At 45.7% G+C, this 15875-nt stretch carries 10 protein-coding genes and 1 pseudogene; 6 read left to right on the plus strand and 5 right to left on the minus strand.

The window, feature by feature from the left end; translation table 11 throughout:
• The first annotated feature begins 788 nt into the window (after positions 1-788).
• The 4 genes and pseudogenes from QMG91_RS24145 (at position 789) to QMG91_RS24160 (ending at position 7867) form a co-directional block, all read left to right on the plus strand.
• Positions 789-4808: a fibronectin type III domain-containing protein gene (locus QMG91_RS24145; RefSeq protein WP_281830593.1), complete on the plus strand. Its 4020-nt coding sequence runs from the start codon at positions 789-791 to the stop codon at positions 4806-4808.
• Between the two features lie 53 nt (positions 4809-4861).
• Entirely contained in the window at positions 4862-5602 is a 741-nt protein-coding gene (locus QMG91_RS24150) for a hypothetical protein (RefSeq protein ID WP_281830594.1), read from the plus strand.
• Positions 5593-6543 carry a transglutaminase-like domain-containing protein gene (locus QMG91_RS24155; RefSeq protein WP_281830595.1) on the plus strand — a complete coding sequence of 317 codons (951 nt, stop codon included), beginning with the start codon at positions 5593-5595 and terminating at the stop codon, positions 6541-6543. Before QMG91_RS24150 ends, QMG91_RS24155 begins: the two co-directional genes overlap by 10 nt.
• Positions 6544-6731: 188 nt before the next feature.
• Positions 6732-7867: pseudogene (locus QMG91_RS24160) on the plus strand (IS3 family transposase).
• 1110 nt (positions 7868-8977) lie between these two features.
• On the opposite strand, the gene tdh reads toward QMG91_RS24160, so the two are convergent.
• Both tdh and QMG91_RS24170 read right to left on the minus strand, forming a co-directional pair.
• Complete coding sequence (gene tdh, locus QMG91_RS24165; RefSeq protein WP_022561535.1) at positions 8978-10009, minus strand: L-threonine 3-dehydrogenase; 1032 nt, start codon at positions 10007-10009, stop codon at positions 8978-8980.
• Positions 10009-11205: a glycine C-acetyltransferase gene (locus QMG91_RS24170; protein WP_281830596.1), complete on the minus strand. Its 1197-nt coding sequence runs from the start codon at positions 11203-11205 to the stop codon at positions 10009-10011. Before QMG91_RS24170 ends, tdh begins: the two co-directional genes overlap by 1 nt.
• A 140-nt stretch (positions 11206-11345) precedes the next feature.
• On the opposite strand from QMG91_RS24170, the gene QMG91_RS24175 reads away from it, so the two are divergent.
• A complete protein-coding gene (locus tag QMG91_RS24175; RefSeq protein ID WP_281830597.1) occupies positions 11346-12254 on the plus strand; it encodes a LysR family transcriptional regulator in 909 nt (302 codons plus the stop codon).
• Between the two features lie 3 nt (positions 12255-12257).
• Here QMG91_RS24175 and QMG91_RS24180 read toward each other — a convergent pair whose 3' ends face one another.
• A complete protein-coding gene (locus QMG91_RS24180; RefSeq protein WP_281830598.1) occupies positions 12258-13655 on the minus strand; it encodes an MATE family efflux transporter in 1398 nt (465 codons plus the stop codon).
• Positions 13656-13710: 55 nt separating this feature from the next.
• Positions 13711-14238 (minus strand): NADPH-dependent FMN reductase, encoded by a 528-nt coding sequence (locus tag QMG91_RS24185; protein ID WP_022593690.1) that lies wholly within the window; start codon positions 14236-14238, stop codon positions 13711-13713.
• 189 nt (positions 14239-14427) lie between these two features.
• On the opposite strand from QMG91_RS24185, the gene QMG91_RS24190 reads away from it, so the two are divergent.
• Entirely contained in the window at positions 14428-15342 is a 915-nt protein-coding gene (locus QMG91_RS24190) for a LysR family transcriptional regulator (RefSeq protein ID WP_281830599.1), read from the plus strand.
• Positions 15343-15394: 52 nt separating this feature from the next.
• Here QMG91_RS24190 and QMG91_RS24195 read toward each other — a convergent pair whose 3' ends face one another.
• A complete protein-coding gene (locus QMG91_RS24195; RefSeq protein WP_281830600.1) occupies positions 15395-15829 on the minus strand; it encodes a GNAT family N-acetyltransferase in 435 nt (144 codons plus the stop codon).
• Positions 15830-15875 lie beyond the last annotated feature (46 nt).

A 15875-nucleotide genomic window follows, 5' to 3' on the forward strand; every position in this document is an offset into this window, starting at 1 on the left:
TTCCTAAATATAAGTCATATCTTGTGTCATCAATAGGGGTGTGATTAGTTGCATCAAATACTAATTCTCGGTAACCTCCAATTATTGCGCGACCGTTGCCAGAGTAGAGTTTAATATCGAAATCAATATTTTTAATTCGCCCAGTATGACTAATATTGTTTTTGTCAGCATGAAATTCCAACGTTTTTTTAATTGGGGTTTGTTCATAATCCTGAATCAGGATATCTACGAGTTTTCCGTCTGTTATGACGTGATCATTTCCATCTCGTAATATAATGCTACCTTCTAGATCGTTCTCCCCGACAGGGACACGAATTATGTCGTCCCCCCTTGTGTCATAGACAAAGTAGCGGTTTCCTTCGGTTCCATACCCCATTCCACCAACCACATCAATCTCTGCGGCATGGGAAATTCGCATCACCATTGTAATGCTCGCAAGAACAAGAAAAGGTACAATCATCAAACCGCATGATATACCTATATGTATTCTATTGTTAACAATTATTATCAACCAATTCAATGGGGCAACACCTATTACTTTATTAAAAAATATTTTAAAATCTTGACCTATTAATGAATTCATCATTATTACATTAACTATTTAAATACGATTTAGAAGTATATATCCGCGGAATGTAACATCGTTCATAGATAAATATATTAATCGATTTAGTACTTTAAGCACACTTCACATAACAAAATGTAATACATTGAAACTTAATCAGTTTGGTTGCGGGAAAAATAAGGTTAATAAATGATACGACTCATTATTCCGTCGGGATTTTCCAATGTTCAAACGTAACAAAATATTAATTACCAGATTTTACAGCTTATTAATAGTATTTTTATCAATAGTATTTATTGGGCGTGTTCATGCTCAAGAATTCGTTTGTGCCGAAGTTTCCATTCAAATCGTTCAAGAATTAACCCTCGAGCGGCAAGGTTTCGAAGCCACCTTAGAAATAGAAAATGTTCTCACGGAACAATCTCTCGATAAGATTTCTGTTGATGTTATTCTCTCCGACGAACTGGGTAATAAGGTTCTCGCGTCTTCCAACCCGAATGCGACCGACGCGCAATTTTTTATTCGACCACTTAGACAGGAGGGGCTGGATCTGGTTAATGGCAGCGACTCGTTAGCTGCTGGTCAAAAAGCAACACTGACTTGGCTGATCGTGCCTGCGGTTGGCAGTGCGAAGAACAGCCAAGTGGGCACGCTATATTGGGTCGGCGCAACGTTTAATTATGAGCTTGAAGGTGCAGCCGATGCGGTTCCCGTCGTCGCGGATTCAATCTTCGTCAAAGCCATGCCGGAACTAACGCTTGACTATTTTTTGCCGGAAAACGTTTTTAGCGATAATCCTTTCACCCCAGAAGTTGAACCTAAAGAAGCGTTTCCACTTTGTGTACGTGTGAAAAATAATGGTTTGAGCGTCGCGAAAAGTCTCAAAATCGAATCTGCTCAGCCAAAAATTGTTGAGAATAAACAAGGTCTGCTGATTGATTTTGAAATTATTGGCGCGTTTCTTGGCAGTGAATCGATCCAACCTAGTTTATTGGTTGATTTCGGCGACATCGCAAGCAACAGCGCTAAAAGTGCCTGCTGGCTTATGGAAACCACGCTTTCTGGTCGATTTAAAAACTTTACCGCAAGTTATTCGCATGATGATGATCTGGGCGGACGATTAACCTCACTCATCAATAGCGTCAATACCCATATCTTGTTAAAACGCGTGTTGGTGCAATTACCTGGACACGATACCATTCCCGATCTATTAGTCAAGGATGCCAGTTTAGTACGAGTCTACGATACCGAAGGGGCAGTGAATAACGTTAACATCCACGCTATTGCACCGATAGAAAAACCTGACGGACAGCTTTTATTCCGCGCTCCCGAGCAAACTGGCATGGCACTGTTTCAAATGCCTTGGAGTGGCGACCATACCCACCCCCCTGAGGTTGTGCGTTACGATGGTAAACGCATTGCGCCAGACAACATCTGGATAGCAAGGCTGCCGACTGACGAAGTGCACAGTTACTCGCTACAGCTCAATGTGTTCGACAGCAATGCTAAAGGGCGCTATATCATCAATACAGCTCAAACCGCCGCCAATCGTCCACCACAACTGCCCGTGCTGCCGCTGAGCATCGGCTTTGCTGGCGAAACACTCAAAATTAACTTCCAAGCGACGGATCCGGACAACCAGCGCCTCAGTTTGAGTTGGAGCGAGCCGCCAACTGGTATGCAACTCCAGCAAGAGAGTGGCACTGGCGTCATGATCACTTGGACACCCGATTTCAATCAAATTGGCCGTCATGATCTGGTGCTGCATGCCAGTGATGGAGAGTTAACCGCTTCTCAACCGCTGTTCTTTTTGATCCGCGACCCCACCGACCGAGATGGTGATGGACTGCCCGATAATTGGGAGCGCGAACACTTTCTCAACTTAGATCAAGACGGATTTGGCGATTTCGATGGTGATGGCTTAACCAACTTGGAAGAGCTACTGGCCGACAAGAACCCCGCCCTGCCCGACGGGCCACAAGCGCCATCCATCATCACACCAAGCAACGGGTTTATCGAGGTGATCAATCCGGAGCTGATCATCCAAAATTCGCTGTATTCAGGTCCTTATGAAGTGATCTATGAATTTGAAGTTTATCAAGATGCCGTCAGCGGAGCGCCTTTGTATGCCTACTATACGGTCGCACAAGGCAACTCAGGAGTCACAAGTTGGCAAGCGCCTAGCGATTTGCTTGAAGACGCTCACTATATTTGGCGTGTGCGAGCAAGCAACCAATTTGTCAAAAGCTTGTGGAGTTACGGCGAGTTCACCGTGAATAGCATCAACGCGGCTCCAACGTCAGCGACCCTCAATACACCAGAAGATCGAAGCGAATTAAATCAAGCGCCAAGCCATTTGAGCGCGATACAAGCCACCGACCCAGATGGCGATGAGTTGGTCTATCAATTTGAGATCTTTTCTACTGCCGAGGCACTTACACCGGTTGTGCAATCTCCTTGGCTGCAACCTCAAGCTGCAACAAATTCGATTGCATGGCAGCCTAGCATTGAATTCGATTTCTCACGCCACTATTTTTGGCGCGTGACCGTAAAGGATGTGATGGGCGAAACCGCGAGCAGTGATGTATGGCAATTCAGTGTTGTTAGCCTCGAGATCGCCCCCGATGCGCCCGCTATTTTGTCACCGTTAACGGGTCAACGAGTTTCAAGTTCAACGCCACAGTTGCGCTTCCAAGCGGCCAGCAATACCGATCTCAGTCGAACCCATTTCGTGCTGGAACTCGACAGCCAAGCAGACTTTGGCTCGGCAGAGCGACAACAATTTACCGTACAGGCATCCGATGACCAAATCGCGATCAATGACACCGACGCACCGCTGATCTTGACATTGCCTGAACTCAAAGAAGATCATGATTACTTCTGGCGGGTAAAAGCCGAAACCACTCAAGGAATGAGCAGTGATTGGGTCGACAGTCATTTCTTTGTTAACGCAGAGAACACAGTACCAAGCACACCAATTGCCAAAAATCCGGGGCAAGATGCCTGGGTTGCCTCGCTGCAACCGCAGTTGGCGGTACATGAAGTCTCCGATTCCGATCATGACAGCGTCTACTATCAATTCCAATTATTTAGCAGCAGCGCCCCAGACGAAGAACTCTGGCAAACCACGTCCACCAGCCCAGACTCGGTGATTGGCGCCTTACTGGAAGATAACCAATGGTACATCTGGCGCGTGAGAGCGATCGATGAGCAGCAAGCTCGCAGCGAATGGAGCGAGTACCAACGATTCTATACTGATGACAACGGCGAAAATGACGTGCCGAACTTCACGTGGACGCACGACCACAACGCAGTGATGATGTATCATCCGCGACCAATCACGTTACGTTGGCAAGATGACGATCCCGACAGCGATGCAAGCATCACCCTGTTCTACCGCAGAGATGGCTCGGATCAAGAGCAACACCTAACCACCTTATCGGAAAACCCAGATGGTCAATTTGATCAATGGCGTTGGGACACCAAAGGGATCGCACAAGGGACTTATCGACTCTACGCACGCATTAGTGACGAACAAAGCACTCAAACCATTGAAGCACCATTTATTGTAGTCTTTAACAACCGTTACATTCAACAAGGCAAAGTAACATGGGTTGATCAGCACTATCTTCGCTTAGCAGAAAGTGGTGGCGACTACGCGGCCTCACTGATGCTCAGTAAACGCCCATTCACCGACATAACGGTCAACATTGTGAATCGTAGCAAAGGGATCACCCTGTTCGATGACACCGTGACGTTCACTGCGGATAATTGGGATGTTCCCCAAGCCATTCGCTTCCGTGTCGAAGACGATTGTCGCTACAATTGGTACCAACCACTGCGCTTGATCCCGAAAATTGCTGATCGTCGCGATCCGCAATATTTGCCAAGGCAACACCGTGCCTTGCTGGGTCATGTGGTGAATGATGAAACCCAGCACAAGTTTTCTCGATTTGCCCAGATTTGTTCAATGACGTTGCTCGAAACCGTTCAACACGGCACAACATTTGAGCATCAATATCAAATCACGCTCAAGAGCACTCACCCTCAAGATCTCGCTGATTTACAGCTGAGTGTTAAAAGCAAACACCCCAACCAAATCGGGGTGAAAAGTGATACATTGCCGGTGTCGAAATTAGGTGCAAAAGCCGACTACATCATTAGCGTGCCGTTGACGATTGAAACGCAAAATCAAACGCCTATTTCGGCCAGCCAACTGAATTGGTCTTTAGTCAGCCAATGAGCATGGTCTCTTTGTCACTAGGTTTATCATCGGTACTATTTATGGCAACGCCTATGAACAATGCCGAATTGGGGTTTAAAACGTGCGATGTTGATCCAGTAAGAACCGAGCTTGCTTCTTTGTCTGCGCACAATGCATTGAGCTCCATTACCAATTACTATGTGCCGTTTGCACAAGCTCATTCAGCCGTTAAGGCTGGGAACGGCTATTTGATTGATACTCGTGAATATAGTGCAGAGACGCATCCGCAGGCCTTGGCGATCCCGCTGTTTCACTTGCGTCATAAGCTGCATTTGAAATCGACACCGCTCTATTTGATCCACAACAATGCCAGTCGGGCGACCGTTGAATCGGCGGTCACGGAGCTGTATTTGTCGGGTTTTGAACACGTGCGCATTATTGAGCTTGCACCAGATCGCCAAGTCATCAACTTTATCGAGGCAGATGAGGTCACGATTAATCACCAGTTTTCCAATTGGCTGGTTATTTCGCTCGACGCCCCGCTGCCAGATGGCATTTCAGGGCAACAACTGGACTGGCGAAATGCTCAGCAACAGCGCACCCTCTATGCACAAAGCCGTTATTATCTCGACAATCAGCCACTTGGTAAGTTGATCGTGACCGCGCAAGACACCGAACTGTATCAAGATTTTTATCAACAGTTTCCGAGCGATATCGCCCAGCATGCGTGGTACATCAACGGCGGTAATCAATCCTTGCAAGACTACGCGGATTTTAGCTACACAGTGCGCGCATTTCAGCCAACACTCAGTGAGGATTGCGTATGGTATTAATCGCCTCAAGCAAGCGGGTTCTATTGAGCCTATTTGTTTCGATCATACTGGCGTTCGCAGCGCTGTTTGGGCTCAAGCCACCTGCAACAACGCCGGCCAATGATGCTCATGCCAAAGCGCCGAAAGCGGAAGTGCTCTCTCATACTGAGCATTATTTGATCCGGCTAGAAATCGAAAATTTGACCGCTCAGTTATTAGAGCATGAATCGCTAGACTTTAAGTTGCCGTTAAACCCCACATCAAGAAATCAATCTGTCCAATGGACGGTCAATACCCCAACAGCAAGTCAGAAAGAGCCCGTGACGCGAAACATCAAACGACCTTTGGCGGGTTATACATCGCTTGCGGTACCGCTCACTGCGCCTTACGGATTCAGCCAAATCGATATTCAAATGGCGGTCACCAGTGTCGAGACCGCCCTTGCAGAAATCTCCCTTGACCCCAAGTTGCGCCAGCGCTACCTCGCCCCTTCTCGGTTTATTCAGAGCCGCCATCCCGACATTGTTGAACAAGCCTCACAATTGCGCCGCAGCGCTGCCAGCGACGCTCAACAGGTAGCCGACATTCATCAATGGGTGGTGGATAACCTTAACTACTCCGGATTTAAAGCCCAAAACCAGGGTGCATTGTATGCACTAACAGAAAAGCAAGGCGACTGCACCGAGTACAGTTATCTCACAACGGCATTGCTGCGTGCTAACGGCTTTCCAGCGAGGGTCGCGGTGGGCTTTGCTATCGCAGGACAGCGAATACTACGCGCACGCGATTTACATAACTGGGTCGAAGTTTACCTCGATGGTGCTTGGCAGATCCTCGACCCACAAAATGATCAGCTGTACCCCAAATTTGGTGACTACGTTCAGCTCGGTATTGTCGATGAAGCCAATGCTAGTCTTGGTATATGGAAAAATTCATCCGATAGGTATCGAGTCTCATTTTAGGGCGTGAGTAGAGTCCGTTATTTCATTGTTTGTCGTGATTAAAGCGTTGGCTTTTGCCAGAACCGACTGTATACGGCGAACATCCGTTTGAGTAAAAACGCCTCAGATTCCGTCATGATATCGTGACGATCTGCTCCACCAGCTTTGGACACTGAGTTAAGTGGGCACAATCACTAACGAGGTGAACCATGACAAACAGGAAGAAACGTATTATCCATTTTCCTGAATTTAAAGCTAAGGTGGCATTGGCGGCAGCCAAAGGTGACAAAACTGTCGCGGAATTAGCCCAGAAATATAACCTGCTCGCTAATCAAATATCTACATGGAAAAAGAATCTGCTTGAAAATGCAGCTAGGATTTTTGCTTCTGAAAGTCAATTGAGCAAAGATAACTTCGAAGAAGTGGACATGCTTCATGCCAAGATCGGTCAGTTGACTATGGAAAATGATTTTTTGACTAGAATGCTCGGTCGTTAGATCGAGCCAATGAAAAAGCTTGCTGGTTAAATCCACACCATTGCCGATTAAGCGCCAATGTGAGCTGCTCAATATTGCTCGTTCGACAGTTTACTATCAGCCTATCGGAATCTCCGTTGAGGAAATTGATTTACTCAGTATGGGCAACGAAATTCACCTTTAATATCCGTTCATGGGGAGTAGACGCGTTTGAAACGAGCTGGTAAAAAAGGGTCATAACGTTAATCGTAAGCGTGTCATTCGGATCATGCGCGATATGGGCATTGGAGCGACTTATCCCAAACCGTAAAAAACACTGGCAAACAAAGCACACAAGGTTTACCCTTACTTGTTGCGTAATGTTGAAGACATATACCCGAACCAAGCTTGGGCGATAGATATCACCTACATCCCAATGGCTAAAGGGGTCCTGCATTTGGTTGCCATTATTGACAGGTATAGCCGCAAGGTGTTGTCCTAGCGGCTATCTAACACTATGGATACGAGCTTTTTTATCGAAGCTCTTGAGGAAGCACTTACGCGATATGGACCGCCTGATATCTTAAACTCAGATCAAGGTAGCCAGTTTACCAGCACTGAGTTCACACAGAAGTTAATTGATCATGATGTACGGATCAGCATGGATGGAAAAGGTCGCTGGATCGACAACGTTTTTATCGAGCTATTATGGCGTAGCCTGAAATATGAGGAGGTTTACTTAAAAGCTTACACGACCCCTCGTGAAGCCGAACTTGAAATCGGCAACTAGCAACTACATGGTGTTTTATAATCAAGAGCGTAACCATCAAGGACTCAATGGCCTCACTCCTGATGAAGCCTACTTCGGCAGGCAAAGATACGCAGCATGAGCTGTGTCAACCACTTAAGAAGTTAGCTTATGTGTCCAACCATTGGGGGTCACTTCTCCTAACCGAAACATTGACACTATATCTCCTCGCTCTTAGATACAATTTATGTCGGAACTGGTTATTGTTCGTAATGGTTCTATGTATCACCACCGTTAATAGTTTCCTCAAATGACTTCACAAAATGAAGTATATCGATAAGAACTATTCAAATATCTTGGAGAAAGTAAAAGAAGCACCATCAGAGATCAATCCTTTCTCATTCGATGAAATTCAATCTACTATCGAGTTCAACACAAGAACCTAATCACCGTAGCAGTTTATACAGGACTTTGCACCGGAGAGCTTACAACGCTTGTATGGGAAGACGTCAATTTAAATAGGGGTGTACTTCATATTAGCCGTTCTGAGTACAAAGACCGTGGGTTAAAAACAACTAAAACAGATAGAGACCGATTTGTTTCCGCCAGCGATAGAAGCCCTTAAGTTACAAAAAGCATTGACGTTAAAAGACTCTTTTCCAGCTATAGAACACAAGATCGGGTTGCCGATAAATCCTTTCGAACAGAAAAACTACGCATTGTACTTAACCCAAAGGCAGTTCGAGCACAAAAAGGAATGCTCATGATTATTATGACCATCCAGCATTACAGCGAATATGAGCTTCCATGTGTTCAAAGGCTGACATTCAATACTGAAAACTCTATCAATTACGGCATACGTATGCGAGTTGGATGATCACCTTCGCAAACGTCAATACCAGCTACCTAGCGCGTCAGATTGGTCATGCAGGTATCACAATGATTGCAAAATCTATGGCAAATGGCTAAAAGAAGCTAACAAAACAGAGTCAGAGAGATTATGGGGAAAGTTACAACAGGCGCAAACCAAGTACTCACGTAAAAAACAATTGACCTAGTGTCGACGAAAGACCGTACCAATGCCAAATTCTAAGGCGATTAATCTATAATTGTCATTAAGTTAGAGTAAAAAACGTCCCAAGAATCTCTTGGGACGTTTTGTAAGGTCAAATAGGGCTTTGTCTCCCTTTTGTACAAATACTAAACCAATTTTGGGGTCTCAAAACTATTCTGAGGGTCTGAAGCGATGCCCCTATTCCCAATCGAGAATGACCTTACCAGATTGCCCGCTTCGCATGATATCGAAGCCTTTCTGAAAGTCATCAATATTGTAGTGGTGGGTAATGATTGGTGTGAGGTCCAAGCCTGATTGAATCAGGCTCGCCATCTTGTACCAGGTTTCAAACATTTCACGTCCGTAAATGCCTTTGATCACCAAACCTTTGAAGATAACTTGGTTCCAGTCGATTGCCATGTTGGATGGTGGAATACCCAGAAGAGCAATTCGACCGCCGTGGTTCATGGTTTCTAGCATGGTACTGAATGCGACTTGAACGCCAGACATTTCAAGACCAACATCGAAGCCTTCAGTCATGCCAAGCTCAGCCATCACGTCTTCCAGCTTTTCTTCCGCGACATTCACTGCACGAGTCACGCCCATTTTACGTGCCAAATCCAAACGGTATTCGTTGATGTCTGTAATCACAACGTGGCGCGCACCAACGTGTTTTGCAACCGCTGCCGCCATAATGCCGATAGGACCAGCACCTGTAATCAATACATCTTCACCGACCAAGTCGAAAGACAAAGCGGTATGAACCGCGTTACCAAACGGGTCGAAAATTGAAGCAAGATCGTCAGAAATTTCATCCGGAATTTTAAACGCATTAAACGCAGGCAGAACAAGGTATTCAGCAAAGCTGCCCGTACGGTTTACACCCACTCCTTCTGTGTTACGGCACAAATGGGTACGTCCGCCACGACAGTTACGGCAGTGCCCACAGGTAATGTGACCTTCACCAGAAACCCGATCGCCGATCTCGAAGCCACGTACTTCCTGACCGATCTCAACAACCTCACCTACGTATTCGTGCCCCACAACCATAGGTACTGGAATCGTTTTTTGCGACCACTCATCCCAGTTGTAGATGTGTACGTCAGTACCACAAATCGAGGATTTCTTGATTTTGATTAGAATGTCATTGTGACCGATTTCAGGCTTTTCTACCTCGGTCATCCAAATGCCTTCTTCAGGCTTCAGCTTCGCTAGTGCTTTAATTTTCATTATTTGATGATCCCCATGTCACGACCTACTTCGATAAACGCATCAATAGCTCTGTCTAGCTGCTCCTTAGAGTGTGCAGCCGACATTTGAGTACGGATTCGAGCTTGTCCTTTTGGAACCACAGGGAATGAGAAACCAACAACATAGATGCCTTTAGCAAGCGCACGTTCAGCGAACTCTGCCGCCACTTTTGCGTCACCTAGCATAATTGGGATAATCGCGTGATCAGCTCCGGCTAAGGTAAATCCAGCTTCGGTCATACGTGCACGGAAGTGTTCTGCATTTTCCCAAAGGCGAGTACGTAGATCGCCACTTTCGGCTAATAGGTCAAGAACACGGATAGATGCCGACACAATGGCAGGTGCAACGGAGTTCGAGAACAAGTAAGGGCGAGAACGCTGACGCAGCCAGTCGATCACTTCTTTCTTACCGGACGTATAGCCACCAGACGCACCACCCATGGCTTTGCCAAGCGTACCCGTGATGATATCGATACGGTCGATCACGTTGTGATATTCATGCGTACCTGCGCCGTTTTCACCCATGAAACCTACTGCGTGAGAATCGTCTACCATCACTAGCGCATCGTACTTTTCAGCCAGATCACAGATTGCAGGTAGGTTTGCAACAACGCCATCCATTGAGAACACACCGTCTGTCACAATAAGTGTATGACGAGCGCCCGCTTCTTTCGCGGCTATCAGTTGTTGCTCCAGCTCTTCCATATTGTTGTTCGCATAACGGAAGCGCATGGCTTTACATAAACGAACGCCATCGATGATGGATGCGTGGTTTAATGCGTCGGAAATGATCGCATCTTCTTTGCCAAGAATGGTTTCAAATAAACCGGCGTTAGCGTCGAAACAAGAGGTATAAAGAATCGTATCTTCTTTACCCAGAAACGTGGAAAGCTTCTGCTCCAGTACTTTGTGGGAATCTTGGGTACCACAAATAAAGCGAACCGATGCCATACCAAAACCATGCTGATCCATTCCTTCTTTTGCTGATTCAATCAGGTCAGGATGGTTAGCTAAGCCAAGGTAATTATTCGCGCAGAAGTTTAATACTTCTTCGCCTGTAGAGATGGATACTGCTGCTTTTTGAGCAGAAGTGATGATGCGTTCAGACTTGTACAACCCTTCGTTTTTTACTTCTTCGATTTGGGTTTGTATATGCTGGTAAAATGCAGAAGACATGTTCTCATTCCTTCTTCGTTATTGTTGTTCCGCTTTGCTGCGGATTCTTTTTATTTTAAATGAACTCATTAACGACTATTATCCCTCACAATGGAAAACCATTAGTGAATCACAGGCACAAATAAAGGAACACTTGCTTAATGCTTAACCAAAAGCTCATTGCCCTGCTCCCCGACCTCGCTGCTTTTATTTTAGTTGTAGATGAAGGCAGTTTTACCGCGGCGGCGAAAAAATTGAATGTGACACCTTCTGCACTCAGTAAGTTGATCACTCGCTTAGAACATGCGCTTTCGGTGAAGCTTTTTGAAAGAACGACGCGTTCTCTGGCTATTACCGAGTCGGGAAAGAAGGTTTATGAGCAAAGCGTTGTCATGGTAAATGCTGCTCAGCAAGCTATCGCGATATCAGAAGCAGACCACACAGAGCTTGCGGGAAGCATTACAGTTGCAGCACCGGAAGCGTATTTAAATTCGGTTTTACAACCTCACATCCTGCCGTTTCTGGAACATTACCCCGACATCCAGCTTAAACTTCGCGCCGTGGATGGCGACATCGATTTGAATCAAAACATTGATATCGCATTTCGACTGACGGACAAACCTCATGAAAATCAGGTTCTAAAAGAGATCCGTAAAACCAATCTCGTCTTGTGCGCAAGCCCTGCCTATCTGACTGAGAAAGGCACGCCTAAACACCCTACTCATCTTGAAAGACACGATTGTCTGTATTTGGCCGAAACCCCGAACGATCACATTTGGGATTTTCTAAAAGACGATGAGTTTTTTACGGTGGCTGTGTCTGGTCGGTATGCCGTCAACCATTCGCAAATGCGACTCGCAGGTGTGAAAAGTGGTTTGGGGATAGGGATCTTCCATGACTTTGTTGTAAAAGAAGCCTTACGTGATGGCAGTGTGGTAGAGGTGCTTTCAGACTGGACGCTAAAAAGTAACTACCACGGAGCCGTTGCGATGCAATACGCGCAAACTAAGTACATGCCCGCAAGGCTCCGTGTGTTTATCGATTACATCGTAGAAAAGCTTGCCGAGTAATAGCTATCGCTTTCCGAGCAACACCTGAAAATCTCGTTTGTAATCAGAAAGTGGGTTGTGCCCTATCAGCGATGAATCTTGAGTCTTTAGCCACAAATTCAATTTTCTTCCCGCATACCAGGCGGCTATGAGATTAGCGCTAGCTATTCCTGCCCATACGTAAGAAACACCGAAATAAGATCCAATCCATGCCAGAGGAATCGTCAGAATAATCGAACGCACCAAGGTAATTCTGAGTGAAGACAGTGGCTGCTCTACACCATTAAAGAATGACGTAGTAATCAGTGCCAGACCGTACGCTGGAAACGTCAGCCCGACAAAGTAGAAGTAGCTAGACCCAAACGCCAATACCTCTGGTTGATCGCTGAATATGGAGAGGATTGGCGCCGAAGCCAGTGCCACAAGAGCAAAGAATAGTAATCCCCAATAAACGGTCATTCTTCCTGATATTGCGATCACTTTATCCAGCCTGTCCTGCTTTTTTGCACCATAGTTTTGCGCGACAAAAGGCGTCATCACCACACTGAGCGCCAGTATCCCGGTAAGAACCAAAGACTCTATACGCGTGACAATACCATAAGCCGCAACAGCAGCCTCTCCGTGGGCAGATAAAGCACGAGTGATGATTGCCACCGCAAATGGTGTAAGCACCTGTGCAGCAATCGCTGGGATACCGATTCGAAAAACCGCTGTTAGCTCTTTTAGGGATTGAATAAGGGTAAACAAAACGCGAAAACTGAAAAGGGACTCTTTGAACGCCAGACTTACCATTAAAACAAGAATCACCAACCACGAAATCACCGTGGCAAGTGCCGCCCCCTCCAAATGCATTTCTGGAAACGGTCCTACTCCAAAAATGAGCAGGTAGTCAAAAACGAGGTTCGTTACGCCACCAATCGCCATGATTATTGTGGACGAAACCATCACACCCTTTGCCATTAAAGCGGCATTCGCTACTAGCGTTCCAACCAATGCCCACATACCTATAAACAGAGGGTTCATATAGTCCTTAACCAGTGGCAAGGTATCTGGCGGCGTACCAAGTAATGTGAATACCTGATCTGCACTCAACAAACCTAAAGCCCCTAACCCCATGGCTGTCAGTAGAAAAAAGAGGATAGATATAGAAGCAATGGTTCTCGCTTTATCGCTATTCTTCTCGCCCAGCGCTTTACCTACAACAGCAGAAACGCCTGCAGCCGTTCCCATAAACAAGCTGATAACCAGAAAATAGACAGGATAAGCAAAACTCATGGCGGCGAGAGGTTGTGTGCCCAACTGACCAACAAAGTAGGTATCCACAAGTTGAAACATGAATGTCATTAACATGCCAAAAGCGGCAGGCGCCGCCATTGCAACCAGTGCAGGTCTGACAGGTTTGGATAAGATTGGTGATTCCATACGAACCTCCCTGTGTATTTGAAACGCAAGTTCCTTCTTACGTTTTTGACCAACTCTAAGCGGACAGTTTTTTCATCAGCTCTACCAGCTCTGCATTAGCCGATTCATCTTTTACCTCACCCTTCTCCATATCGAAGGTGTCATAAAAACTTGGAAGCGAGAACTGCCCAACCACATTTCCTGCAAAATGAGGAGCTCCACTCACTGCGGTTGCTAACACATTTCGTGCACCGCCTGGACCAGGAGACGTCGCCAGAAGCACCATTGGTTTGTTTTGGAACAATTTCATGTCGATGCGAGATGTCCAGTCAAACAGGTTTTTGTATGCCGCTGTGTAGGATCCGTTGTGTTCAGCAAAGGAGATTACGATGGCATCGGCTTCACCCAATTTGTTAAAGAAGGCTTTAGCAAGATCAGGCTGACCCAGCTCTTTTTCTCTGTCCGTGCTGAACAACGGCAGTTCATAATCATTGATGTCTAGAATTTCAACATCGGCACCTGACACCAAGCCTGATGCATAAGTGACTAGCTGCTTGTTGATGGAATCACGGCTGCTGGTAGCTGCAAAAGCGACAATTTTCATAATCTTTCCTTCCTATTCACTTGAAGCCTTAAAGGAGAATACTTTACGTATTGTTAACTTCGCCGACTTCTTAGATTCTGTTTCGTTTTGATTTAGGTAAACTATAGATTAATTCTATTTAATGATTAATACTTCATATGAAAATTCATTATTTCCATATGGCACTTAATACTTTCTCGAGCATAGGCAATGGCATCAGATACACAACTTCTTGATGGAATGGTTATTTTTTCCGAGGTGGTTTCTAGAGGAAGCTTTACTAAGGCTGCAGAAAGCACCGGGCATTCCACTTCTTACATCAGCAAAGAAATCAATAAACTGGAAGAAAGACTAAAAGTGCGGTTATTGCACCGGACAACTCGCACGTTAAGCCTGACACCAGAAGGAGAAATGTATTTCGAACGCTGCCAACAACTAATACAGGATGTTGAAGAACTTGAAGAAACATTGAGCGGAAAAAACGCTGAGCCCAGAGGAACGTTGAAAATCAGTTGCCCAATCACTTTTGGCTTGTCGCGCATTCGCCCTATTTTGGCAAAGTATTCAGCACAGTACCCCGAGGTAAACCTAGACGTAGACCTAAGTGATCACAAAGTCGATATGATTGCGGAGGGTATTGATGTGTCGATTCGAGGGACTTCTAGTCAACTGGAAGATTCGACTCTGATTAGTCAAAAAATTCTGACCAGTGATAGCGCCACTTTTGCCTCTCCTGATTATTTAAAATCCTATGGTACGCCCAAACATCCTTCTGAACTCAAGGATCATATGGCGATCTGCTATCGCCTGATAAAGAACCCTTCTCTGTGGACATATTGGGAAAAGGACGGCACTAAGAAGTCGGTGAAAGTAAAGAGTAAACTTCTGACAAACAGTCCTCAGCTTGAATTGGAAATGTGCAAAGAAGGGCTGGGAATAACCCGGATGCCGAAGTTTAATCTTAGTGACGAGTTTGATACGGGGGAACTGGTAGAACTGTTCGCGGATTACCCGAAGGTTCAGATCAATATGTACTTAATCTACCCCAGCCGAAAACACATGTCGGCAAAGGTCTCTAGCTTCATTGAATTTGTAAAACAGGAGTTGGAATCAGAGGTGCATTAGCTTTCAGGGAACCGGACATCGCTCACCAAAAAGCTTTGGTGTATTTTGAAATTCATGCGTACTGCATCAGGTACTCGAAATCGGTTTCACCTACCTCGACAAAGCCCAATCTCGCGTACAAATCTTTTGCAGGGTTAGTTTTTAATACACTGAGACCAACTACAGCATTAGTGGACTTGGCTTTATCAATAAGGTTTGTAATCAGGCGACTTGCAATGCTCTGATTCTGAAAGTTCGGATGGATTTGAATTTGAACCAAGTACCACTCATTCTCTTCCTCTTTGAATTTCGCTTTGATCAAACCTGCAGAAACCCCATTTACCAGTATGATCCTTGCGTGCTCGAAGTCATAACGTATACGGTTAATGTAGGCTTCACGAGTCACGGGCATTCCAGCTTCTCGCAAGTATTTGCCCATGGTGATCTCACGTAGGTCGAGCAGAAACCCAACATCTCCATCGTTTGCTTTTCTTAATGAGTACTGCATCTCGGCTCCCGCCGCAGGTGAATGATCAATCTATCGTATATTTTAT

It is taken from the genome of Vibrio nigripulchritudo, from assembly GCF_027924785.1.
GTDB classification, from domain to species: domain Bacteria; phylum Pseudomonadota; class Gammaproteobacteria; order Enterobacterales; family Vibrionaceae; genus Vibrio; species Vibrio nigripulchritudo.

Excerpts from the sequence above, each read along its gene's own strand:
- QMG91_RS24145 (WP_281830593.1), top strand. The coding sequence starts at position 789 with ATGTTCAAACGTAACAAAATATTAATTACCAGATTTTACAGCTTATTA.
- QMG91_RS24150 (WP_281830594.1), top strand. The coding sequence starts at position 4,862 with ATGAACAATGCCGAATTGGGGTTTAAAACGTGCGATGTTGATCCAGTA.
- QMG91_RS24155 (WP_281830595.1), top strand. The coding sequence starts at position 5,593 with ATGGTATTAATCGCCTCAAGCAAGCGGGTTCTATTGAGCCTATTTGTT.
- tdh (WP_022561535.1), bottom strand. The coding sequence starts at position 10,009 with ATGAAAATTAAAGCACTAGCGAAGCTGAAGCCTGAAGAAGGCATTTGG.
- QMG91_RS24170 (WP_281830596.1), bottom strand. The coding sequence starts at position 11,205 with ATGTCTTCTGCATTTTACCAGCATATACAAACCCAAATCGAAGAAGTA.
- QMG91_RS24175 (WP_281830597.1), top strand. The coding sequence starts at position 11,346 with ATGCTTAACCAAAAGCTCATTGCCCTGCTCCCCGACCTCGCTGCTTTT.
- QMG91_RS24180 (WP_281830598.1), bottom strand. The coding sequence starts at position 13,655 with ATGGAATCACCAATCTTATCCAAACCTGTCAGACCTGCACTGGTTGCA.
- QMG91_RS24185 (WP_022593690.1), bottom strand. The coding sequence starts at position 14,238 with ATGAAAATTGTCGCTTTTGCAGCTACCAGCAGCCGTGATTCCATCAAC.
- QMG91_RS24190 (WP_281830599.1), top strand. The coding sequence starts at position 14,428 with ATGGCATCAGATACACAACTTCTTGATGGAATGGTTATTTTTTCCGAG.
- QMG91_RS24195 (WP_281830600.1), bottom strand. The coding sequence starts at position 15,829 with ATGCAGTACTCATTAAGAAAAGCAAACGATGGAGATGTTGGGTTTCTG.